We start from the raw sequence: 23,449 nt of genomic DNA, 5'->3' as shown, positions 1-23,449 counted from the left end.
TCGTGGCAAGGGAATTTATTGGATATTTCTGGTAGGAAGCATTGGGGATGGTTGTTCTTGAGAATCTTAGAGTATGGCTTTCTAGGAATTTGGCTCCGGTTATATTTTTGGTTGCCTACTTTTTTACGGTAGTGCTAGGTAATATAATTTATTGGCTCCCTTTTGGCAGGGCGCTGCTGGAGAGGGATGGCTACACTGCGAGAATTCTCGGCTTTGAGACACTCTTTACTCCCGGATATTGGTTGTTGTTGGCTTTGCCCTTTCTGCTCACCCCAGTTCTCGTGTTCGTGATTAAAAAAATGTTCGGTGGAATGATTTCGAGATTGGCAGAATATGTTGCCGATTTTTCAATCGCCGAATATTTGTTCATTATTTCTGTTGCCTATGCTTTCGTTGTGTATTCACTGGTAAAAGCTGATGCGTTTTCATTGTTCTTGGCCGGAACAGATGCGGTTTCGTCCGTACTCGCGCGTTTTCAGATTCGGGATCAGCTAGGCTTTGCGCCCCTTGCTGTGCTTATGTCTGTACTTCACTATTTATCCATATATTCTTTAGTTAGATGGATGAAGGGAAAAGGAAAGTTTTGGCTTTTTGCCACTGTCGCTAATGCGGCTTTGATGTCCTTGTTTCTGACAATGCTGAATATGAAGTGGCCAATTCTTATATTTTACGCTGGTTTAGTCTTGGCGATTTTTGTGTATGCCAAAAAATATGCTTATTTCAAGACCATTATCGGCGGCGTGTTGCTTATATTAATGTATTTTCTGATTTCTGCTTTTGTATTCAGGCTCGCGGCGCCGAGTCAGATGGTAGAAAACACACCGGCCCAAGCTGAGAGTAAGCTTCCTTCGGTCCAAACCGATAGCAAGGCTCCAACGGACAGTTCCATGGGTTCAGCTTCCAACAAAACTCAAGTCGCTAGGGATTCTGGTGTAATTGAAAACGTAGTCAATGTAGGTGGGGCTGCAGCTTATAACGCGCCAATGTTAATGTTTAACGTTGTTAACAGAATGGCCATTATTTATCCCTACTATTATCAGGTGTTTACCAAGGAAGGCGCGGTATGCGGGGGGGTACTGGCTCAAGCTAGAATTGGTCAGCCATGTAGGCCGAGCACCTATATTTATGGCCGAATATTTGACGATCAATTCAAGGGTCGGGGAACAGCGCCCGCGGCTGTACAAATCACGGCATACGCATTGGGAGGATGGCCGTTGGCTGTAATCGGGTTGCTTTGTGCCTCGATTGTTCTAGCGGTTTTTGCTTCTCTTCCACTGGGTGCAAGTGCAACTATTGGTTCTCTCGCGATAACAGGCGCTATTGCCGGCTATCATTTTTCACAGCTACCTGGCGAGGGCCCGATTTTCTATGATCATGGCGTCTTCTGGACCTTGCTTGTGTTAATTTTGTTCGGTGTATGGCGAGCAGTGAGTCATCGATTGGGGTCGCGGAAACATGATCTAAAGGTTCAGTAGGCTATTGCCAAAGGGTCTCGTGTGACCGGGAATCGGCACGCGAGGCGAGCCTTCTTATCATTTGTTATTATCACAGCATACGATAGGAAGGTTGGTATTTTGCAGCAGGCTAATAAGTGTTTTATTCGTCTGGTAAGTTTAGAAGGCGGAAATGAATAAAAAAATAGTCTCGGTTGGATTCCATGTTGGTGATGAATACTTCGAGAAGTATTCAAAAGGAGATCCATTTCCTCAAATAGCAGCATACAAGCTTGAGGGTAGATTTCTTGAGGCTTTACGCTTTGATGGAGATACTGTAAATACCGTGGCGAGTATTGCGGTTTCGACATATCCTCGGAATAAAAGAGTGTACTTTCCAAAGGCGTCGACGGCAAATAATGAGGAGCGTCACACTATAACTGCATTGCTCAATTTGCCGTTGGCAAAGTTTGCAAGTCGCTTCCTGGGTGCACTATATAGTCTATTGAAGCTTCGAAAAGATGGGATGAGTGTGGTTTGTGTTTACGCTGCTCATACCCCAAATTTGCTAGCTGCTTATTTAATTCGTAAGATTTACGGTGTCCCATTTTTTATTTATATCCCTGATCTTCCTGTTTATATGGATATGGGTATGGATAGATCTTTTGTTATGCGAGCGTTGAAAAGGATAGATGCTCGAATAATCGATAGTCTCATTTGTAAATGTTCAGGTGTATTTGTGGCCAGTAAGTACATGGTCTTGGACAGTCAGAGATGGGCTAGCAAGCCCTACCTTGTGCTCGAGGGTATGTCTAATAATGCCGCTGCATCCGTATCCGAAAATGTTTCTCCTGAGCAGCATAAAAAGATTATTTTTTATGCGGGGGGGCTTAGTAGGGCCTATGGAATAGTTGAATTGGTGGAAGGGTTTATCCAGGCTAATGTTGATTATGAGCTTTGGTTGTGTGGCCGTGGTGAGTTGGAGCCCTATTTAAAGGAAATGGCGGCCCTCCATTCGTCGATCAAGTATCTAGGGTTTCTAAGTGCTAAAGAGGTTGAGGTCATCCAATCCAGCGCCTCTTTCCTGATCATGAGCAGAAATCCCCAACTCAAATACACGCGCTATTCCTTTCCTTCAAAGTTGATAGAATACATGGCAAGCGGAGTTCCAGTTCTCACTACGCGTCTATCTGGCATTCCCGATGAGTATTTCGAGTTCTTGAACGCCATAGAAGACCCCTCTTCGGAAGGCATTTGTACCGCTTTGAAAGCTTTTTGCGCAGTTGATCGACAATTTTTGTTCAAAAAGGCGGCTTGTGGTAGGATTTGGCTTTTGAAGAATAAAACTAGCGTTGCCGTCGGACGAAAAATTTTAGATTTTATGGAGACACAAAATTGACTATTTTTAGCGGAAAAAAACTGTTGATCACCGGCGGGACTGGTTCTTTCGGTAATGCTGTACTGAAGCGTTTTCTAAATACCGACATCGCTGAAATTCGTATTTTTAGCCGGGATGAAAAGAAACAGGATGATATGCGTAAAATTTACGCAAACTCAAAACTGAAATTTTATATTGGTGATGTGCGCGATTATCAAAGCGTTCTAAATGCGACTCGCGGCGTTGATTATATTTTCCATGCTGCCGCCTTAAAGCAAGTGCCTTCGTGTGAGTTTCATCCAATGGAGGCTGTAAAAACTAACGTCATGGGTACGGAAAATGTACTTGAGGCTTCCATTTTGAATGGAGTCAAGCGTGTAGTTTGTCTCAGTACGGACAAGGCAGTATATCCAATCAACGCAATGGGTATTTCCAAGGCGATGATGGAAAAAGTCATGGTGGCAAAGTCACGCGGTGCCGACGATGATAAAACAGTAATTTGTGGTACCCGTTATGGCAACGTAATGGCATCGCGAGGCTCGGTAATACCACTGTTTATTCAACAAATTCGTGAAGGCAAGTCGCTCACGCTGACTGATCCGAACATGACGCGTTTCATGATGACGCTCGCGGATGCAGTGGATCTCGTTTTGTACGCGTTTGAGCATGGCAATAATGGTGATTTGTTTGTGCAGAAAGCACCTGCAGCAACTGTCGAAGTGCTTGCTAAGGCACTGACGCAAATGCTCAACCTGCCCGAGCACCCGATTCAAGTTATCGGTACTCGTCATGGTGAAAAGCTGTACGAAGCCCTGTTAAGCAGAGAGGAAATGGCCTGTGCGGAAGATCGTGGCGACTACTACCGCGTTCCACCTGATTTGCGCGACCTGAATTACGCAAAATTCGTAGAGCAAGGCGAAGAGAAAATCTCTCGTACTGAGGATTATAACTCTCATAATACTGAAAGGCTGGATGTAGAAGGCATGAAACAACTCCTCCTCAAGCTTGATTTCATGCGCGCGATTCAACGTGGCGAACATGCCACGCCTGAGGAGTGACACGATGAAAGTGCTGGTTACCGGTTCCAACGGATTTGTTGGCAAGAACCTGATAGCGCAATTGAGCGAACGCAGTGATGTCGAAGTCCTGCGTTTCACTCGTCAAGATGATATTGCGCATCTTCCAAAATTGGTCGCCGAAGTAGATTTCGTGTTCCACTTGGCGGGAGTAAATCGTCCACAGGATCCTGAGGAATTCAAGGAAGGCAACACAGATCTGACTCGCGCACTTTGTGATGCCGTAGCCGGATGCAGCAAGCCTGTATCGGTACTTTATACTTCTTCCAGTCAAGCCGAGCTGGACAACCCCTACGGATGCAGCAAGCGTGGTGCAGAGGCGGCGTTGAACGAGTTGGCGGACAGTCACGGTACAAAAGTGTATGTCTTCAGACTGCCAAATGTGTTCGGAAAGTGGGCTCGTCCAAACTATAACTCTGCCGTAGCAACATTTTGCCATAATACTGTCCATGGCTTGCAAATTCAGGTGAACGATCCTAACGCGAACATTACGCTTGTCTATATAGATGATGTCATTAAGTACTTCATTGCCGCGATGGACGGGCAGCTGCCGAATGAGCGTTTTGTAACTGTCGAGCCGCAATACAATATTAGTGTCGGGGCGCTGGCAAACCAGTTGAAGGCGTTTCGCGACAGCCGCGATACGTTGATCACTGAGGCAGTCGGCACGGGCTTGGTGCGAGCGCTTTACTCGACGTATGTCAGTTATTTGACAACGGATCAATTCACTTACGAGGTTCCCAAGTATGGGGATCCGAGGGGGGTATTCGTTGAAATGCTCAAGACGCCCGATAGTGGGCAGTTCTCATATTTCACTGCTCATCCTGGTGTGACGCGCGGTGGTCATTACCATCACTCGAAAACTGAGAAATTTTTAGTGATCAAAGGCAAGGCGCGCTTTGGTTTCCGTCATATTGTCTCAGGAGAATTTTACGAGTGTTTCACCACGGGTGAGAAACCGGAAATTGTAGAAACTGTACCGGGATGGACGCACGACATCACCAATGTGGGTGCCGATGAGATGATCGTGATGCTCTGGGCAAACGAGATTTTTAATCGCGAATTGCCAGATACGTACGCACGTCCAGTAGCAGCACCTGAATAAGAAAGGCAGTGCTCTCTGCTGGTGCGGTGCAGAGAGCTCATCTGCCGGAAGTCAGGATGCGCTCGCAAGCTTCGCCACAGCCGCTCCGTAGCATGGGAAATCGGCTTCGGTTAGTTGGCTCAAGCGACGCGTGTTACTGATGTTTTCTATCACTTTTGAATGTGACGCTTAAAAAATGAAAAAATTGAAAGTCGTGACCGTAGTGGGCACCCGCCCAGAAATTATTCGTCTCTCGCGCGTAATGGCTGCTCTGGACCAATATTGTGATCATGTACTTGTTCACACGGGTCAGAATTACGACTACGAACTCAATGAGATATTCTTTCAAGACTTGGGCATCCGTAAACCTGATCATTTTCTCAACGCGGCGGGTGCTACCGGTGCAGAGACTATCGGTAATGTGATCATTAGCGTGGACCGTGTACTGGCAGAAATTGAACCAGAAGCCTTGTTGGTCCTGGGGGATACTAACAGCTGCATGGCGGTCATTCCTGCCAAGCGTCGCAAGATACCTACCTTCCATATGGAGGCGGGTAACCGTTGTTTCGATATGCGCGTTCCTGAAGAGATCAATCGTCGCATCGTTGATCACACCGCAGATATCAACCTGACGTACAGTACGATTGCGCGTGATTACCTGCTTCGGGAAGGGCTTTCTCCCGATATGGTAATCAAGACCGGCAGCCCGATGTTTGAAGTGCTCAATTATTATCGCGGAGGTATCGACGCATCGGACGTTCTAACCCGTCTTGGATTGGAAAAAGGCAAGTTTTTCGTTGTGAGTGCTCACCGCGAAGAGAATATTGACTCCGATACAAACTTCGCAAAATTGGTCGAAGCACTAAATACAGTTGCCGAACATTATGGCTATCCTGTAATTGTCTCAACCCATCCGCGTACCCAGAAACGGGTCGACGCCATGGGGGTCAAATTCCACGACAATGTTCGCTTGCTCAAGCCGTTGGGCTTCAAAGATTACAATAAGTTGCAGCTTGATGCTAAGGCGGTCCTTTCCGACAGTGGAACAATCAATGAAGAATCGTCGATTCTTAACTTCCCGGCTTTGAATATTCGCGAAGCGCATGAGCGTCCGGAGGGTATGGAGGAAGCCGCAGTAATGATGGTTGGCCTTGAAGCTGAGCGTGTGATGCAGGGGCTGCAGGTGCTCGAGGGGCAGGGTCGTGACCAGGATCGTACATTGCGTCTCGTAGGTGACTACAGTATGCCGAATGTAGCTGAGAAAGTAGTGCGAATCATCCACAGCTATCGAGACTATGTCATGCGCACCGTATGGAGAAGGTACTAATACGAATGGCCATTCGTGTTCTACTATTCACCCAGTGGTTTGATCCTGAGCCAACATTCAAAGGTCTGGTTTTTGCTCGAGAACTAGTTGCGCAGGGTTTCGATGTCGAGGTTGTCACTGGCTTCCCAAATTATCCCGGTGGTAAGTTGTATGCAGGCTTCAAAATAAAACTGTTGCAGCGAGAGTTCATCGACGGTGTCCATGTAACACGCGTACCACTATATCCAAGTCATGGGCAGAGTGGTATCGGTCGAGTCTTGAACTACATTAGTTTTGCTGCCAGTATTTTGTTTTATGGCCTGTTTCGTGCAAAAAAGCCAGACGTCATTTATGCCTACCACCCTCCATTGACGGTAGGTATTGCAGCTGCGCTCGTCCGTTTTTTTCGGCGTATACCGGTGGTGTACGATATTCAGGATATGTGGCCAGACACACTCAAGGCCACGGGGATGTTTTCAAACGAAAAGCTTTTGAAAGTTGTCTCTCGCGTCTGCGATTGGGTATATGACCAAGTTGATCAAATAGTAGTGTTGTCTCCTGGCTTCAAGCGATTATTGATCGAGCGAGGAGTGCCTTCGCATAAGATCGATATCATTTATAACTGGTGCGCGGAAGGAATGGTTGGTGCAGCGTCTGATAGTCCGCCGAAAAACTTTCCAGTCACGACAAAGTTTCGGATTCTATTCGCTGGAAATATGGGGAAGGCACAGTCACTGGATACGGTCATTGCTGCGGCGAGATTGTTGCAGGAGAAGCATAGCCAAGTAGCGATGATCTTCCTTGGTGGAGGGGTTGAAGCCGCCAGGTTGGAGTCATTGGCGAAAAGCGAAAATCTAGAAAATGTATATTTTTTACCGGCTGTTCCCATGTCAGAGGTGGGTGCTTATCTAGCCAATGCCGATGCCTTGTTGGTACATCTGAAAAAAGACCCATTGTTCACCATCACGATCCCCTCTAAAACCCAGGCATACATGGCCGCAAGAAAGCCTATCTTGATGGCTGTGGACGGTGATGCTGCCGATCTAGTCGGTGAGGCCGGTTGTGGTGTCGTGAGTGAGTCAGACAATCCGCAAGCGCTTGCGGATGCAGTCCTGGCTTTGATGGAAATGACGGTGCAAGAGCGTAATCAGATGGCTGAGAACGGGCTCACGTTCTATCACAAAGAGCTCAGCTTGCGTGTCGGTGTCGAGCGTTTTGGAGAGCACTTCAAGCGTTTGTCGAAATGAATTCAAATGGGTTTTTCTACAACGATAAGCTGTATTCAAGGACTTTCGATGTTAAAGCGCCTTTTCGATATTGTGGCCTCCGTCTTGGGGTTGATTTTATTGTCTCCCGTAATCGCGATCGTCGCATACCTGATTCGCAAGCGATTAGGGTCGCCGATTTTGTTTCGGCAAGTCAGGCCAGGTCTTGGGGGTAAGCCCTTTGAAATGATCAAGTTTCGCACTATGCGGGACGCATTTGATACCCACGGTCATCCACTGCCCGATGCTGAGCGCATGACAGATTTTGGCAGGTTTCTTCGATCCAGTAGCCTGGATGAACTGCCGGAGTTGTGGAACGTCATAAGGGGTGACATGAGCCTGGTGGGCCCGCGCCCGCTATTGATGGAGTATCTGCCTCTGTACGACCATGTTCAGGTTCGAAGGCATGATGCGCGCCCGGGTGTTACCGGGTGGGCCCAGATTAATGGGCGTAACGCACTGTCCTGGGAAGAGAAATTCAAACTGGATGTGTGGTACGTGGACAATCAGTCACTCTGGCTCGATCTGAAAATCATCTTCCTCACCATCAAGAAAGTGTTGATCAGGGATGGGATCAGCGCAGAAGGAGAGGTCACGATGACAAAATTCACCGGGTCTAAAAAATGAAAAGGCTGGCAATCCTTGGGGCAAGTGGGCATGGCAAGGTCGTCGCGGACACGGCAGACAGTTGTGGGTGGAGCGTCATTGAATTCTTTGATGATGCATGGCCTCAATTGTCCTCCATAGGGATTTGGCCGGTTGTGGGAACGACCCAGGACTTGCTCAATCGAGTGAAGGAATTTGAAGGTGTCCTGGTTGCGATAGGAAACAATAGAGTTCGCCGAATTAAAATCGATCAGCTGAAGGCGTCTGGCGCGCATCTTCCTGTGTTGTTGCATCCTTCGTCGACCATTAGCCGATTCGCCAGGATCGGTGCTGGAACGGTGGTGTTTGCCTCTGCGGTCGTCAATGCTGACGCGACGGTTGGCGAAGGAGCGATTCTAAATACCGGCTGCAGCGTTGATCATGACTGCGTGCTTGGGGCGTGCGTGCATATAAGTCCGGGCGCTCGATTGGCAGGCACTGTAAGCGTTGGTGACGGAAGCTGGATTGGTATCGGTGCCTCCGTCAGGCAACTGCTCACCATCGGCTCGAATGTGATGGTGGGAGCCGGGGCAGCAGTCATCTGCAATATCTCTGATAACATGATTGTCGCAGGGGTACCCGCCCGAACGATTGCAGGATCCTGAGTGTACGACCATCGGATGCGCGTGACTGATCGGCCGTTTGATTTTTCGACGGCTCTTTTTTAATTATGGATGGCAGGTAAAAACGTGTTGAATACCCCATTTTCTCCTTGGCCTTCGTTCACAGAAGAAGAGGCTGATGCCGTTCGCGACGTAGTGCTTTCCAATAAGGTCAATTATTGGACCGGACAGGAATGCCGCGAGTTTGAGAAAGAGTTCGCCAAGTGGGCGGGTACAGAGTATGCCGTTGCCCTTGCGAACGGCACCGTTGCCTTGGATCTAGCCCTGGTGGCGCTTGGAATCGGGCCGGGAGACGAAGTGATCGTTACTCCTCGTACTTTTCTTGCCTCAGTTTCAAGTATTGTCAACGCAGGTGCGACTCCGGTATTTGCCGAGGTCGACCGCGATACCCAGAACATAACTGCGCAGACGATAGCGGCCGTATTGTCTCCTCGTACCAGAGGCATAATCTGCGTGCATCTGGCTGGCTGGCCGTGCGATATGGATCCGATCATGGAGCTTGCAGCACTCCATGACCTCAAGGTGATCGAGGATTGCGCTCAAGCACATGGAGCAACCTATAAAGGGCGTTCTGTAGGTTCCATTGGTCATATCGGCGCCTGGTCATTTTGCCAGGACAAAATTATGACTACCGGGGGTGAGGGTGGCATGGTCACGACCAATGACCGAGCCCTCTGGCTGAAAATGTGGTCGTTCAAGGATCACGGCAAGAGTTGGGAAGCTATCTACGAGCGCGAGCACCAGCCAGGCTTTCGTTGGTTGCATGAGAGCTTTGGTACGAACTGGCGAATGCTCGAAGTGCAAGGGGTTATCGGTCGTATTCAGCTACGCCGTATGGCTGGATGGCGTTCCAGTCGAATCAATCATGCGGAACAAATTTGGTCCCAGGCTCGTCAGCTCAAAGGGCTTCGCGTTCCAGCAGTATCCGATGATTGCGCTCACGCAGCCTATAAATGCTATGTCTTCGTAGAGCCAGAACAACTAAAAGCTGACTGGAGTCGTGATCGTATCCTGTCCGAGATTTCTGCCCTTGGCGTGCCATGTTTTTCGGGCTCATGCTCTGAGGTGTACCTCGAGAAAGCATTCGATGATACTGGTTGGCGTCCGGATGTTCGCCTGCCTGTCGCACAAGAGTTGGGTGAGACAAGCTTGATGTTCATGGTGCATCCGACGTTGACTGAAGCCGAAATCGCAAAGACTTGCGATGCGATTCGTAGTGTCATGCAGCAAGCTGTAAAGCTCTAGGCTGGTTTTTGTCTTACAATCTACTGGGGAACGGATCAGTGTCTTGCCGGGTGCAGGCCTGATCCCAATTTTTCCATTCAGGTTGTAAATTTGCCTGAAGTTTCGGCTTAGATGGCAGTAAGACGCTAGAGAGCGTAATGCTCTGGCGGCAGTCTGATGTAGGTTCCAACGGCTCCAGTTTGCATTCCGAGCACAGGCCGCGCGCTGGTGGATTGGCGATTGCATTCAGCCCCCTTAATGGCGCAACTGGTTTTTCAGATTTTTGGAGACCTGATTCATAGATTTTCAAGTAACGAGTGCGTCAGGGGACGTTCACTCGTCAACACGATCAATAGGGGAGCGGTTCGAGGTGTACGACGGAGTTATGGATAAGTTACGCGCACTGTTACTGGGGCTACCACGTCGTCAGAAGCGACTCATTCAGGTTTTAACTGACGTCGTGCTAGTGTGGGCCGCCCTGTGGTTAGCCTTTTTGGTGCGCCTCGGCATTGATGATATGGTCAACCCACTCATTGTCCATTCCTGGTTGTTTTTAAGTGCTCCGATAGTCGCCATTCCTTTATTCATTCGTTTCGGGATGTATCGCGCCGTAATGCGGTATTTCGGGAATGATGCGTTGATCACGATTATCAAGGCAGTCAGCTTGTCTGCTTTGATCCTTGGCGTAGTCGTATACCTATACAGCAATCACCAGACTATTGTTCCGCGTTCAGTGGTTTTCAACTATTGGTGGTTAAGCCTAATCATGGTGGGTGGGTTGCGATTGGCTATGCGTCAATATTTTTTGGGAGATTGGTTTTCTGCGGTGCAGCACGTACCTTTTACCAATCGAGATGACGGACTACCCAAGGTTGCGATATATGGTGCTGGAGCTGCTGGAAACCAATTAGTTGCGGCATTACGTATGGGGCGGATTATGCGTCCCGTCGCGTTTATTGATGATGACAGCAGCATCGGTAATCGTATTATTGCAGGGCTGCAGGTTTACAAACCCAAACATATTCAGCAGATGATTGATGACAACGGCGCTCAGGAAATTCTATTGGCAATCCCGTCTGTCAGTCGAGGTCGCCGTCGCGAGATTCTTGGTTTCCTAGAAGGTTTCCCTCTGCACGTTCGAAGCGTCCCCGGTTTTATGGATTTAGCCAGCGGCCGAGTAAAAGTCGACGATATCCAGGAGGTGGACATCGCAGACCTCTTGGGGAGAGATGCCGTTCCGGCCCAAGGGGATCTACTTGAGCATTGTATCAAGGGTCAAACAGTTCTTGTCACGGGGGCGGGGGGGTCAATTGGATCGGAACTATGTCGGCAAATTCTAACGCTGGGTCCGACGGCGCTACTGCTATTTGAGCACAGTGAATTTAATCTTTACGACATCCAGTCCGAGCTCGAGCAACGAATTACTCGTGAGTCTCTATCAGTGCGCCTCTTACCTATTTTAGGTTCAGTGCGCAGCCCGGATAAATTGCTGGACGTCATGAAAACCTGGCATGTGGACACTGTGTACCATGCTGCGGCTTATAAGCACGTGCCTATGGTCGAGCACAACATAGCCGAAGGTGTTCTCAACAATGTTATCGGCACGCTTAACACTGCTCAGGCGGCACTCAAAGCAGGTGTTGCCAACTTTGTCTTGATTTCAACGGATAAGGCTGTAAGGCCTACCAATGTCATGGGCAGTACCAAGCGTCTCGCGGAGTTGACACTTCAGGCTCTGAGTCGAGAGTTGGCCCCAGTATTATTCGGCGATACCACTAACGTATCCCATGTCAATAAGACCCGTTTTACCATGGTGCGTTTTGGTAATGTCCTGGGCTCGTCTGGCTCGGTAATTCCGCTGTTTTACAAACAAATAAAGTCAGGTGGTCCGCTCACCGTCACTCATCCGAAAATCACGCGTTACTTCATGACCATTCCTGAAGCAGCACAACTAGTGATTCAGGCAGGTTCGATGGGGCAGGGTGGCGATGTTTTCGTCCTGGACATGGGGCAACCTGTGAAGATCGTTGAGCTTGCGGAAAAGATGATTCATCTATCCGGATTGAGTATTCGTTCTGAAAAAAACCAGCATGGCGACATCTCCATCGAATTCACGGGGCTTCGTCCCGGCGAGAAGCTGTACGAAGAGTTGTTGATCGGTGACAACGTTAGCGCGACCCAGCACCCAATGATAATGAGCGCAAGCGAGGATCATTTGCCGTGGGACGTACTAAAGGCAAAACTTAGCGAATTACTAAGCGCCGTTGAGCGCGATGACTACGCGCGCGTTCGCCAACTCCTGCGCGAAACCGTGAGCGGATACGCCCCCGACGGTGAGATCGTCGACTGGATTTACCAGCAGCGTCGCCTCGAACCCTGATTGTCTCACATCCGGCAACAGACACACTTTTGACTCTTTCCCTACATCGCCTAACTTGAGGAAGCAGCTGAGAAAAAGCTGCTTCCTCAACTGATGTCATGGAGCGTCATTATGCCTACAGGCTATTTCTATTCCCTGGTTTTTGCCCTGCTCACCAGTCTATCTATCCCTGCTAACGCCGCGCCTGCGGCCAAGACGGAAGTGTCCAAGGCTCCGGTGGCGATGGAGGCTTCGGCGGGTGCGCAATCCGCAAAGGTGGATCTCAACAAGGCCGATGCGCCGACCTTGCAGCGTGAGTTGTCCGGGGTAGGGGAGGCCAAAGCTTTGGCGATTGTTGCGTATCGTGAAAGTAATGGCCCGTTTGCATCCGTCGACGAGTTGCTCGAAGTGAAGGGTTTCGGCAAGGCGCTCCTGGATAAGAATCGCGAGAAGCTTCAGGTAAACTAAACTTGTGGTAAGCCTTGGAGGCCGGTCATTGACCGGCCTTTTTGGCTTGTGTGCCAGGTATCGCGCGTTGCTCGTTGGCACAACCAACTTGGCTTTGGTAGCCTCGCTGGTGACTTAGAAGTGAAAGTCTTTTAAGGGACCGCTACTGAAAGTGAAAGCCGATTCGAAGAGCAACCCTGGTGGCAATCAACCAGTTGGTAAATGATGCGAGGCAACAACAGGCTATTGCAAGTGCTGACGGTGTAGGCGTTGATGCTGCTGGCGAGTGGGTGCGCTTTCAAGCAGGAAAAGTGGGTACCAGTGCAAGCTGCGCCGCCGGAAATTCCGCAGCTATCGAACGAAGCAAGGCAGCTACCCGCGCCCCAATGGACCTCTGACTTGTTCCAGCGGGCTGTCAAAAGAGCGGGAGAGCTGGTAAAGGCTTATTGCCTATCCATAATAGCGGGGTTAGCGTGTGAGCGTTCGTTTAACCCACTGGCGAGCGTGCCGAAATAGTGTTCCGGCACACCGTGCTAGTGAGGGGGAGTGCGAGGAATGCTTTGCGTTATTGACTACCAAAATTGGAGTGCGCTGAAAAATCGTGCGATCGAAGACGAAGTGAAGCACGAATCATCCTTCATGCACGAGGCCTTCGAATGTGCTCTATTGTCGAAAGTTTCAAGGCAGTTCGCCATTTTCTCTTCAAAAGAGCAAACGGCGCCCTCTTTGGATAGGCAAAGCATCGGATTGTGGATGACTTCTGTTTTTAGGGTATTGGCTGTTTTCTCACACCAAACAGGGATGTAGTCACGCGGCACTTCACCATAATCACGGAAAGCGTTCTCGGGCGACAGTTCCAGATTTTCGGGCAACTCTGCAACTAGATAAATAGCGCAATCACCTGAGCTGACCTTGTCTTCTGGCGGGTAATTACATTCGAGGCTCAACCGCTCGCCGTCATTAATTGTCCAATTAACAGGAACCTGGCCAGGTGAGTCCTGATCGGATGGCGGGAAACAGAACCGTTCGATCACCTTGCCATTCCTCTCATGAGTAAGGCAGGCATCCATTGCCGAGGTATGAAGGTTGTTCCCGATGTAGGCGACAGCGCTCACGATATTTAAAGGCTTACCGCCGGCGTAGCTTTGGAAATATGACGGGGCCATCGGTTCATCTGCGCTAAACATCTGGTCGTAGTAGGGCAGGCGCAGGAAGCGATATCGAGGGGAGTTGGGCTTGTACCGCGTGTATTCAATGGTACAGGTGCCATCCATACTCCCGGAAGGAAGAACTGAACTAACGGTGCCAAGCGAGTTGCAGGTAAGCAATGTGCCCTTAGGGACATAAATTGGCGATGCCGTTAGATCGACAAATTGGTTCCAATCTCCAGCGGGAACAAATACGGGACCTTCCACTGGGCCCGTAGGATAAACCCAACCGGGGGTTGCCTTCGTCCTCACGGTGTTAAAGCACAAAGGCTCCAAGAAACCGCCGCGACCTAATATCGGATACTTAACTGGGTAGGGATCAGACTCCTTCCGCCAGGTTCCGATGCAATAGTCAGCAAACCCACCGTACTTGAAGCCTGGCACGCTGATGGAAACCTTCGTTATGCTTACGTCGTGTGCAACTCGGATGGGTTCAGGGTTCTGGCGGAAAACAATCGTTTTTGTGCGTGTGAACTCGTCGTATATTAAATAACCGATGCTGCCGATTCCGGCGATTATCAGGGCTAATGTTATTGCTGTTTTACGCCTCGTCATGCGTCTCTAATCCACTATAATTTTGGCAGCCCAAAATTCTAGAGGATTATCTGGGGTCGTTCTACTGCAATCTCGGCCCCTCCGATCATCATTTGGTGAATCACAGCGTTCTATGTTGGGGAGTGCGAGCGACGGCAAAGCCAAGTCCTGATGGGGCGAGAGCTATGGGCGAAGCGAACCCTGACTATCGGCTACCACGTCTTCTACCAAGATGCTCCATAAACGGCATATGCCGCTATCCTGTAGCCAGGCTATGGGATGAGCTGGCATCAGCAGCCGAGACTGAGAGTGGCAACAATGAGCCTGGATCGTTTGCGCGACCGACTTAGAGGCCTACTGCGCGGAGCGCGGGGTTGCAAGATGGCAACCGACATTGAGCGAATAAATCCTGTATTTCGTGGTTGGGCAGGCTATTTCAAACTCAGTCAGAGCAAGCGGCCCCTTGAAAGTCTGGATGGTTGGGTGCGTCGTAAGCTGCGCTGCGCCGTCTGGCGTCAATGGAAGCAGCCCTCAACAAGAGCTCGTAACCTGATACGCCTAGGGCTCAGCAGGGGGCGCGCCTGCATATCGGCGTTCAATGGCCGTGGCCCATGGTGGAGCTCCGGCGCTGCACATATGAATCAAGCGCTACCGAAGAAACTGTGGGATCAGGTTGGACTGGTCTCAATACTGGATACGGTTAACCGGCTTAATCGCATAGCTTGAACCGCCGTATACGGATCCGTACGTACGGTGGTGTGAGAGGACGGCGGATGTAAATCCGCCTCCTACTCGATTCTGGGGCATTGCTGCGAGGTTTTGCCTTTCGTCGGCACTGAAAAAATTACGGCTATCATACAGCAAATAAATTATGCATATAATAAATAACCTGTCCGCTCAAACGCGCTGAGATCTGGCGCCTATCTATCCATTCCTCTGGCATTTCCAAGGAGCAACCACATGACTCCCCTTCAGTCCCAAGGCACCGCCCTCGTCACCGGCGCCTCATCCGGTATCGGCGCTATCTACGCGCAGCGCCTGGCGGCGCGTGGTTTTGATTTGTTGTTGGTCGCTCGTGATCTGGAGCGGCTTGAAGCGGCGGCGAGCGCGTTGCGTGATGCCCATGGTGTGCAGGTCGAGGTGCTCAGGGCGGATTTGACGCGGAGGGATGACGTGCTGAAGCTTGAGCAGCGTTTGCGCAGTGATTCGAGCATCAGCCTGTTGTTGAACAATGCGGGAGTGGCGGCGGATGGGTTGTTGGCCAATGCCGATCTGGACCAGCTGGAGCGTATGATTCAATTGAATATCACGGCGGTCACGCGGTTGGCGTCGGCTGCGGCGGCGGGTTTTGCCAAGGCGGGGCGGGGTACGATCATCAACATTGCATCGGTGGTGGCGTTGTTTCCCGAGCGTTTTAATGCGACGTACAGCGCGAGCAAGGCGTATGTGTTGAGTCTGACCCAGTCGCTGAACGCCGAGCTCGACGGCACCGGCGTCAAGGTCCAGGCTGTGTTGCCAGGGGTGACGCGTACCGAGATCTGGGAGCGCTCGGGTATCGATGCTTCGCAGATTCCCGAGGAGATGGTCATGGAGGCGGGGGAGATGGTCGATGCGGCCCTGGCGGGTCTGGATCAGGGTGAGTTGGTGACCATTCCTTCCTTGCCGAATGCGGGCGACTGGGATGCATTTGTGGCGGCGCGTCTCGTCATGGCGCCTAACCTTTCCAAAAGCAAGGCTGCCGCGCGTTACAAATGACGCGGGCGAACCGGTATGAGGTGGTTGCGGTATGAGTGATCGTCGAGTGGTAGTGACAGGCATGGGGCTGGTGTCTCCCCTGGGTAGTGGCGTCGAAGCGGTCTGGACGCGGCTGTTGGCCGGGCGTTCAGGGCTGCGCAACTTGCCAGCCGAGGTGGTGGCGGACCTGCCGACCAGTGTCGGCGGGGCAGTGCCGACGCTGGCAGAGGATCCTGAGGCGGGTTTCGACCCTGATCGGGCTACTGCGCCCAAAGAACAGAAGAAGATGGATCGGTTCATCCTGTTTGCCATGGAGGCGGCGCGTCAGGCTATCGAGCAAGCGGGTTGGCAGGCGCAAACCGCCGAGGCCCAGGAGCGCACGGCCACCATCATCGGTTCCGGCGTCGGTGGTTTCGGCGCGATTGCCGATGCGGTGCGCACCACGGACAGCCGCGGGCCGCGACGTTTGTCGCCGTTCACCATTCCTTCGTTCCTGGTCAACCTGGCGGCGGGTCATGTGTCGATCCAGCATGGGTTCAAGGGCCCGCTGGGTGCGCCGGTCACGGCCTGTGCGGCCGGCGTCCAGGCCATTGGCGATGCGGTGCGGCTGATTCGTTGCGGCGAGGCGGATATTGCGGTGTGTGGCGGGGCGGAGGCGGCGATCGATCGGGTCAGTCTGGCCGGCTTTGCGGCGGCGCGTGCCTTGTCCAGCGCGTTCAACGACACCCCGGAGCGCGCCTCGCGACCGTTCGATCGGGACCGCGATGGCTTTGTCATGGGCGAGGGTTCGGGCCTGCTGGTGGTTGAATCCCTGGAACATGCCTTGGCCCGGGGCGCTCAGCCCCTGGCAGAAGTGGTCGGTTATGGCACCAGTGCTGATGCCTATCACCTGACCGCGGGGCCTGAGGATGGCAGTGGCGCTCGTCGCGCCATGTCATTGGCATTGGCGCAGGCAGGAATCTCGCCGGAGCAGGTTCAGCACCTGAATGCGCACGCTACTTCGACGCCAGTGGGAGACCTGGGTGAGTTGGCTGCCATCAAGGCACTGTTCGGTGCGAACAACGGCATTGCGGTGACATCGACCAAATCGGCCACCGGGCACTTGCTCGGTGCCGCCGGTGGCATCGAAGCCATTTTCACGTTGCTGGCGATCCGCGATCAGATCGTGCCGGCGACCCTCAATTTCGATAACCCGGACCCGGCTTCCGAGGGCGTGGACATTGTCCATGGCCAGGCTCGACCGATGGCGATCGAGTACGCGCTGTCCAACGGTTTCGGGTTTGGCGGGGTCAATGCCAGCGTGCTGTTCAAGCGCTGGGTTGGCTAGTCCCGGACAGATTGAGCCAGGTGCGTGTCACCTCGAGAATCTCGGCGGCCAGTTCGGGGTTCTCGACGCTGCGCGATAGCAACAGCGCGCCGATCAGTGTGGACATGATGACGATGCTGCGGTGCTCGGTGTTTTCACCCTCGAGCGTGCCTTGAATCTGGCGCAGTCGTGCCTGGAGTACCGCGTCTGAAGTCGGGCTCGGCTGGCCGCGCAGGCCGAGTTCCGACGACATGGTCGGCAGCGGGCAGCCTTCGTGGGGCGAAGTCTGGTGCCATTCGGACAGATAGGCATTGATGAACGCCTCCAGCGGACGGTCCTGGGCGAACAGCTCGGCGCATCGGACGTCCACTTCATCCCCGGCGGCCTGTAACGCTTTTTCCACCAGTTCATCCTTGGACTTGAAGTGTGAGTAAAAGCCTCCGTGGGTCAAGCCCAGCGCTTTCATCAGGGGCTGCAGGCCGGTCGCGCCAATGCCGTCTCGGCGAAAGCGCACGGAAGCTTCCTTGATGATGCGTTTGTTGGTCTGGGCTTTATGGTCCTGCGAGTAACGCATCTGATATCTCCACATCAATGCGCCATATTAACCAATGAAAATTGGATGGTGACTGTACTTCTATTTCTAAAAAGCATGCAGATGCGTCGAACTTGATCCAAACGCCAATGAAATATGGCACGAATAGTGATTACTCATTCTTTACCGATTGTTGAACAATCCGAGGTATGAGGCATGAGCAGCGGACTGTCACTGGCCGATCAGATCACTCTGGAGTTACGAGGCGACATCATTGGTGGGCGCTTGCTGCCGGGCATGGCGTTGGTGGAAAGCGATCTGGTGACCGCCTACAACGCTTCGCGCAACACCATTCGCGAGGCCCTGCATCGCTTGGGGCAGGAGGGGCTGACCCGCTATGTGCGCAACAAGGGGGTGATGGTTCGCCGGTTGGGGATCGAGGATGTGCGAGACCTGTTCCAGGTTCGCCGCACGCTCGAGTTGCAGGCCATCAGTACCGCTCGGCCCCTGCGCGAGTGCCAGTCCGACCGCATGCGCCAGGCCCTGGAGGCCGCCGAGTTGGCCCGGGAGCGCGAGGACTGGCGCGCCGTCGGCACCCATGGCCTGGCCTTTCACCAGCATATCGTCGGGCTGTTACACAGTACGTTGTTTGACGAGTTCTTCACTAACGTCGTCGCGCAGTTACGCCTGGTGTTCTGCACCGCCCCCGATGAATCACGATTCCAGGCGCCCTGGCTGGCTCGCGATCGGCAGATCCATGAGTTGCTCGCTGAGGGTGACCGGCGCGGGGCCGCAGAGGCCATGAACCTGTATCTCGATGATTCCGAACACTTGCTGTTGCAAATGCTTGCCCCTGCTTCCCATCACTGATCGAGGAACTGTGCCATGTACAAAGACTATCCGGCGGCCTATCAAGTCAGCAAAGGCTCGGCCTTGCAGGTGGACAAGGCCTTCTACGAGCGGGTTCGCGACGCGAAGGACGGGCGCACCCTGATCGAGTCGTTCGAAGTGCCGATTCGCACAGGCCGTGCCTGGAAGGTCCCGGCTGGGCATGTGTTTCGCGTCACCACGCCGGTCGGGCCACAAGTGGGGGATTTCAATGTCTGGAATGCCAACGATCCGCGCGAACGCTTGTGGGCAGCGCGCACCCGGCAATTGCAGGGCGCGCATGTCAGCACCCACGACCGACTCTGGTCGAACCTGCCTTTTTTGCGGCCGCTGGTGACCATCACCGACGACAGCCTCGCCGCGTACGGCATCGATGAACATGGCGGGCGCCTGCACGACTTGCTGGGTACCCGTTGTGACCCGTACGTGAACAAAATGCTCACCGGCGAGGACTTCCATCATCACTGTCATTCCAACCTGACCCGCGCGGTACTGCCCCACGGCTTGACCGAATTCGACGTGCATGACGTGTTGAACATTTTCCAGTGCACGGGGCTCAATCATGACGACATGTACTTCATGAAGGCCTGTCCGGCGCAGAAGGGCGATTACCTGGAGTTCTTCGCCGAGATTGATTTGCTCTGTGCCTTGTCGACCTGCCCGGGTGGTGATCTGTCGCTGGCCATGTGGGGGCCGGATGCCCAGGACCCGCTGAGCGTGTGCCGGCCGCTGGGGGTGGAGATCTATCGACTGGACGATGCGTTGCTCGAAGGCTGGAGTCAGCCGGAGCGAGCGTCGTACAAGGGGTTGCATGGGTTGCAGATTGCCAAGGCGGATTGGGAAATGTAGGCGCTGGCTTGCCGGCGAATAACGCAAGAGCGGTGCGGTGAACCAGTTAACACGCGTTATCGTTGACGACCTTCGCTGGCAAGCCAGCTCCTACAGGGTCATGCGTACAGATCACGATCAGGTCCGCCGCCCAACTCACTACGAGATTTTCAAGCCCATTGCATGTCCTTGAACCCGCTCATATTTTTTAATCCGCTCGAACGGTTGTAACTTCGTCTCAGATAGGTACAATGGCGCGGCTCGCCGTCAGGTGAGCGTCGTTATGGTGACCCCATCGGTCCCCCCGCAACGATCAGCCGTGAACCCGGTCAGGCCTGGAAGGGAGCAGCCGCAGCGGTGACATTGTGTGCCGGGGTGTGGCTGGTGGGGTTACCACCTATCTCTAAGTCCTTGGTTTAACAAGGATTTGTCAGTCTAAAATCTCGAAGTGTGACAGCGTTTAGGTACACCTAAGTGGTGGACTGTGTCCGCAATCTTACCTTGATCATTTTCATCTCGCCATTACGGCCGATTGAGCTGCGTTGTCGTTGTTGAGTATCCGGGGCTAGGCGGGGGCTAAGGTTTATCGCGGTCGTGCCCACGCTAGCATCATCCAGCCCACCCCTCTGGGTGTATTCGAGTCATCCGTAATCAATATCCAAGTGAAATTTGTTGTTGGCAAGGTGCCATCTGGATACGCTTTGGCCATCACTTAAGGCCGTCCAAAGGGATTTGAAATGCGTACCAGTCGCTTCGCGATTACTCTGATGATCTGTCTTGCAGTACCCGGATTATCCATCGCAGCTACGAAGAAGAACGCCAATAAGCAGGTGCTGCCAGACTGCGACAAAGTTCTAGTTGATGGAAGTGGCCTATCTACAGAAGAAAATGAGTTCCTTTTCTCAGTCCAGAAAACGTTGATGACTGCCGAGTCCCTCGGGTTTGCTCTTGGTAACGACACCGTTTTAGGAGACTTCTATGCCCAACGGAAGGGAAAGGAGTTCAACGCTGATTTGATGAGGCTCAAAGAACTATCCCGCAAGCAATCCATGGGTTGGCTGATGGGGCATGACTTCGATGAGGCTAACACCGCATTGAGAGCTGCGCTTAAAGAGCGAAAACTTTCAGCGGACGCCTACAACGTAGGTGTATGCCGTGTAGGTTCCATGGCAAACACCTCGACCAATGCCTAAAACATGTATGTCACAACTTACCTGAAGGGGCTTGAGGAGAAGCGGGTTGGCATGCAGGCGCAAGTTGGATATTTCGACGTGACTGTAAATGATTGCACTCTCAGTAACTCCATTGATACTGGCAATCGCTTCACCGCTTTAAAGCCCGATGCTGATGCGCGTTATCTAACGGTGAACGCCACTTTTAAGAATACTGACAACGAGGGCCGACTTCCATTTGAGGGAAGTCTGATTATCAGGAAGGACGGCAAGGATTATAAATTTGACACCACGGAATCGGTAATGAGTGAAGGGTACGGCATCCGATTGCGATCTCTGAACCCCTTCATCAAGCTCACAACGAAGATTGTCTACAGGGTTCCCAATGAGTTGAGTGGTGACGTTTATTGGAAGCCGGGCAGAAACGCTGAAGACAAGAGGCTTTGGTGTACGCGGTTACCTTCGGCATGATGTTACTGTCGACCAACCCCTCACACCACACAAGCCGTCAATCCTTGATTGGGTAGCTAACAATCGCTTGGGCACTCGACATCAACATCATCTGGTCACCTGACAAACCAGTAAATGGAAAGCCTGAATATGGGAAATGCCCTGACGACAAATTCACATACAGCCTGTCGTCAGTGAGTTCAACTTTAGTGGCCCCTGATGGGTAAATTCCTTTACCCTTTTCGGTAATCGAAAATGCCAGCGGGAAGAATGAGAGTACACTGATAGTGCATATGTTTCCTCTATTCTTGAACGCAAACATCTTGGCACTCAGATGATGGTGATGAGGATAGAACCAGCAATACAAATCATGAGTGCTATCGATGGCGGCAGTATCACCCATAACAAACTTTTGCAGCGGTGTGAAATATGGTGTCTCTATTGGTTCTCTTTTACACTCATCAACAGTTGTAGCTGACAGCACGTGCCCTATCATTGCACGACAGAACCGCACAGAATCAAATGGTAGCGTGACGTAATTCAGGTGATTACTGGCGTAAGCAAAGTGATGAGCTACAAGTGTGGTGAGTTCCTTATAGACCCTCGCCACCTCTTGGTCATTTGATCCCAGATGATTGCTGTTGCAGGCTTTGCAGATGGTTTTGAATTTACTGCCATTAGGTGACTTCACGCCTTTAACTGGGATCGGATCAATGCCCATCACTTCAGTTAGATGCACTTGCTCAACCTTAGTAATCGTGATGCTTCCCTGTGGCGGAACATGATCCCAACTGAGTCTGCCATAGTTACCGCAAATCAAGCAGTAGCCTTGGGCAATCTCAGTGTGCATGCGTCGTTCGGTTAATCGCTTGGTGAAATCCCCCATCGCATCACTCCTTCTGCGGGCAGTCAAGAGCGAAATGGAATAGACGAAGCTACGATCTTCTCAGCCAGCCCATCTTTTCCCCTATGACTCAACATTCGTTTGACGGCAGTAGCGGCTAGCATCGTCGAAGTGGTTGGCCCAAGGATAATTCTGTCTACAATACCTTCTAATGAAAGGTGCTCTCCAAACAAACCCTCCAAAGGCTTCACTTGGAATTTTAGTTTCGGCTCGACAGCCCCCTTTGGAGTTATCGCATATCCGAGCATGCCCTTAAGCTTCTCGCCCTTATCACGCTCGCTCATATAGACAATACGCCACTCTTGCTCTTCATGAAAACCACTGTGCTTTGTGAAGAGTGCGAAAACTTTCAGGCGCTCGATCCAATAATACGCAATATAGAAAAGCTCTTCATCACTAAGTGCTGCCCCGGCTATTACCTTAGCCAAGCCTTTAATCTTAGTTGCAATCCATTCCAATCGGTCTTCACGTGTACCATAGTGCACAGCGCCAATGATAAAAGGGGAAGATTCCGAAAACGAAATTTTGGTGGTGTCGAATATAATAGCTACACCGCTACCACCAGCGCCATATCCACGCCACATTGACAAAAGACCGTCATTGTTCTCTGGCGAATGCTTTGCCAAACACATGATATAAGTATCAAACGCGTGCTTCGTTTCGAACGCCTCGAATAGATTATTGAAGTACTCCATCATCGTATCGAATGCTTGATCATCTTGAAAAGCCGACTTCAACTCTTGACTAGTACGAAATGCATGCGCACCTTCTACCATGCCAAAACGAAGCTCTTCCAAATCATTCATGTAAAGTGGGTTAGAAAACCATATCTCGTTGTTACTCATCATCGCTTCTAGTACTGCTACGGAAGTATAATGAGCGAGCAACGGGCGTTGAGCCGGAAAATCGTTCTCTTCATCTAGGTCGCCCCACATCACAGACTGAATCTGTTCATTGAAACTCATTTTGTAATCGTCCTTATTGAAAATGTCAAAAATGCACAGATAAGCCCTAAAACGCGAGGGCTCGACAGCTTTACACTGTCACTTGAGT

The 23,449-nt window shown here is 51.7% G+C and carries 22 protein-coding genes, 1 other RNA gene and 1 pseudogene; 20 read left to right on the top strand and 4 right to left on the bottom strand.

Translation table 11 applies throughout. The annotated features are described in order from the left end of the window. Window positions 1-47: 47 nt before the first annotated feature. The 12 genes from BKX96_RS12010 to BKX96_RS33700 all read left to right on the top strand — a co-directional run bounded on the left by BKX96_RS12010 (window position 48) and on the right by BKX96_RS33700 (window position 13,356). Window positions 48-1,475, top strand: coding sequence for a hypothetical protein (locus BKX96_RS12010; RefSeq protein WP_077184016.1), 1,428 nt, complete (start codon window positions 48-50; stop codon window positions 1,473-1,475). A gap of 151 nt (window positions 1,476-1,626) precedes the next feature. After that, on the top strand, window positions 1,627-2,832 hold the full coding sequence (locus tag BKX96_RS31870) for a glycosyltransferase (protein ID WP_082240489.1): 1,206 nt from the start codon (window positions 1,627-1,629) through the stop codon (window positions 2,830-2,832). A 2-nt stretch (window positions 2,833-2,834) separates the two neighbouring features. Then, window positions 2,835-3,869 carry a polysaccharide biosynthesis protein gene (locus BKX96_RS12000; protein WP_077184511.1) on the top strand — a complete coding sequence of 345 codons (1,035 nt, stop codon included), beginning with the start codon at window positions 2,835-2,837 and terminating at the stop codon, window positions 3,867-3,869. A 4-nt stretch (window positions 3,870-3,873) separates the two neighbouring features. Beyond that, entirely contained in the window at window positions 3,874-4,992 is a 1,119-nt protein-coding gene (wbjC, locus tag BKX96_RS11995; RefSeq protein WP_077184014.1) for a UDP-2-acetamido-2,6-beta-L-arabino-hexul-4-ose reductase, read from the top strand. Between the two features lie 175 nt (window positions 4,993-5,167). Continuing rightward, the gene (gene wecB / locus BKX96_RS11990) at window positions 5,168-6,298 is read left to right on the top strand and encodes a non-hydrolyzing UDP-N-acetylglucosamine 2-epimerase (RefSeq protein WP_046819439.1); all 1,131 of its coding nucleotides are present in this window, start codon (window positions 5,168-5,170) and stop codon (window positions 6,296-6,298) included. 5 nt (window positions 6,299-6,303) lie between these two features. Beyond that, entirely contained in the window at window positions 6,304-7,524 is a 1,221-nt protein-coding gene (locus BKX96_RS11985; RefSeq protein WP_046819440.1) for a glycosyltransferase family 4 protein, read from the top strand. 48 nt (window positions 7,525-7,572) lie between these two features. Further along, window positions 7,573-8,169, top strand: a complete 597-nt coding sequence (locus tag BKX96_RS32995; RefSeq protein WP_046819441.1) for a sugar transferase — start codon at window positions 7,573-7,575, stop codon at window positions 8,167-8,169. Continuing rightward, window positions 8,166-8,792 (top strand): acetyltransferase, encoded by a 627-nt coding sequence (locus BKX96_RS11980; protein WP_046819442.1) that lies wholly within the window; start codon window positions 8,166-8,168, stop codon window positions 8,790-8,792. Before BKX96_RS32995 ends, BKX96_RS11980 begins: the two co-directional genes overlap by 4 nt. A gap of 84 nt (window positions 8,793-8,876) precedes the next feature. Next, window positions 8,877-10,055 carry a DegT/DnrJ/EryC1/StrS family aminotransferase gene (locus BKX96_RS11975; protein ID WP_046819558.1) on the top strand — a complete coding sequence of 393 codons (1,179 nt, stop codon included), beginning with the start codon at window positions 8,877-8,879 and terminating at the stop codon, window positions 10,053-10,055. A 364-nt stretch (window positions 10,056-10,419) separates the two neighbouring features. Continuing rightward, the gene (locus BKX96_RS11970; protein WP_077184013.1) at window positions 10,420-12,414 is read left to right on the top strand and encodes a polysaccharide biosynthesis protein; all 1,995 of its coding nucleotides are present in this window, start codon (window positions 10,420-10,422) and stop codon (window positions 12,412-12,414) included. A gap of 111 nt (window positions 12,415-12,525) precedes the next feature. Continuing rightward, window positions 12,526-12,861, top strand: coding sequence for a ComEA family DNA-binding protein (locus BKX96_RS11965; protein WP_046819443.1), 336 nt, complete (start codon window positions 12,526-12,528; stop codon window positions 12,859-12,861). A gap of 252 nt (window positions 12,862-13,113) precedes the next feature. Then, entirely contained in the window at window positions 13,114-13,356 is a 243-nt protein-coding gene (locus tag BKX96_RS33700) for a hypothetical protein (RefSeq protein ID WP_508607231.1), read from the top strand. Between the two features lie 56 nt (window positions 13,357-13,412). Here BKX96_RS33700 and BKX96_RS11955 read toward each other — a convergent pair whose 3' ends face one another. Continuing rightward, a complete protein-coding gene (locus BKX96_RS11955; protein ID WP_046819444.1) occupies window positions 13,413-14,603 on the bottom strand; it encodes a hypothetical protein in 1,191 nt (396 codons plus the stop codon). A gap of 249 nt (window positions 14,604-14,852) precedes the next feature. Between BKX96_RS11955 and BKX96_RS11950 the strand changes: the two are divergent. The 3 genes and pseudogenes from BKX96_RS11950 to fabF form a co-directional block, all read left to right on the top strand. After that, a pseudogene (locus BKX96_RS11950) lies at window positions 14,853-15,308 on the top strand (group II intron maturase-specific domain-containing protein); the annotation flags it as partial. A gap of 234 nt (window positions 15,309-15,542) precedes the next feature. Continuing rightward, window positions 15,543-16,337, top strand: coding sequence for an SDR family NAD(P)-dependent oxidoreductase (locus BKX96_RS11945; protein ID WP_077184009.1), 795 nt, complete (start codon window positions 15,543-15,545; stop codon window positions 16,335-16,337). A gap of 31 nt (window positions 16,338-16,368) precedes the next feature. Further along, window positions 16,369-17,643, top strand: a complete 1,275-nt coding sequence (fabF, locus tag BKX96_RS11940; RefSeq protein ID WP_077184007.1) for a beta-ketoacyl-ACP synthase II — start codon at window positions 16,369-16,371, stop codon at window positions 17,641-17,643. On the opposite strand, the gene BKX96_RS11935 is transcribed toward fabF, so the two are convergent. Continuing rightward, window positions 17,624-18,196 (bottom strand): TetR/AcrR family transcriptional regulator, encoded by a 573-nt coding sequence (locus BKX96_RS11935; RefSeq protein WP_046819447.1) that lies wholly within the window; start codon window positions 18,194-18,196, stop codon window positions 17,624-17,626. The genes fabF and BKX96_RS11935 overlap by 20 nt on opposite strands. 174 nt (window positions 18,197-18,370) lie before the next feature. Between BKX96_RS11935 and BKX96_RS11930 the strand changes: the two genes are divergently transcribed. From BKX96_RS11930 to BKX96_RS11910, 5 genes are all read left to right on the top strand, one after another. Continuing rightward, entirely contained in the window at window positions 18,371-19,024 is a 654-nt protein-coding gene (locus tag BKX96_RS11930) for a GntR family transcriptional regulator (protein ID WP_077184005.1), read from the top strand. Between the two features lie 15 nt (window positions 19,025-19,039). After that, window positions 19,040-19,891, top strand: a complete 852-nt coding sequence (locus tag BKX96_RS11925; RefSeq protein ID WP_077184003.1) for an urea carboxylase-associated family protein — start codon at window positions 19,040-19,042, stop codon at window positions 19,889-19,891. A 272-nt stretch (window positions 19,892-20,163) separates the two neighbouring features. Continuing rightward, an RNA gene (ffs, locus tag BKX96_RS11920) (signal recognition particle sRNA small type) lies at window positions 20,164-20,260 on the top strand. Window positions 20,261-20,607: 347 nt separating this feature from the next. Next, the gene (locus BKX96_RS11915; RefSeq protein WP_077184001.1) at window positions 20,608-21,063 is read left to right on the top strand and encodes a hypothetical protein; all 456 of its coding nucleotides are present in this window, start codon (window positions 20,608-20,610) and stop codon (window positions 21,061-21,063) included. 3 nt (window positions 21,064-21,066) lie between these two features. Continuing rightward, window positions 21,067-21,513 (top strand): DUF4352 domain-containing protein, encoded by a 447-nt coding sequence (locus BKX96_RS11910; RefSeq protein ID WP_077183999.1) that lies wholly within the window; start codon window positions 21,067-21,069, stop codon window positions 21,511-21,513. Window positions 21,514-21,550: 37 nt separating this feature from the next. Here BKX96_RS11910 and BKX96_RS11905 read toward each other — a convergent pair whose 3' ends face one another. Both BKX96_RS11905 and BKX96_RS11900 read right to left on the bottom strand, forming a co-directional pair. Further along, complete coding sequence (locus BKX96_RS11905; protein WP_077183997.1) at window positions 21,551-22,378, bottom strand: metal-binding protein; 828 nt, start codon at window positions 22,376-22,378, stop codon at window positions 21,551-21,553. Window positions 22,379-22,401: 23 nt separating this feature from the next. Next, a complete protein-coding gene (locus BKX96_RS11900; protein ID WP_077183995.1) occupies window positions 22,402-23,361 on the bottom strand; it encodes a DUF2971 domain-containing protein in 960 nt (319 codons plus the stop codon). Window positions 23,362-23,449: the final 88 nt, after the last annotated feature.

Source organism: Pseudomonas putida (assembly GCF_001976065.1).
GTDB classification, from domain to species: domain Bacteria; phylum Pseudomonadota; class Gammaproteobacteria; order Pseudomonadales; family Pseudomonadaceae; genus Aquipseudomonas; species Aquipseudomonas serbica.
This window is presented reverse-complemented; position numbering and strand designations above follow the sequence as displayed.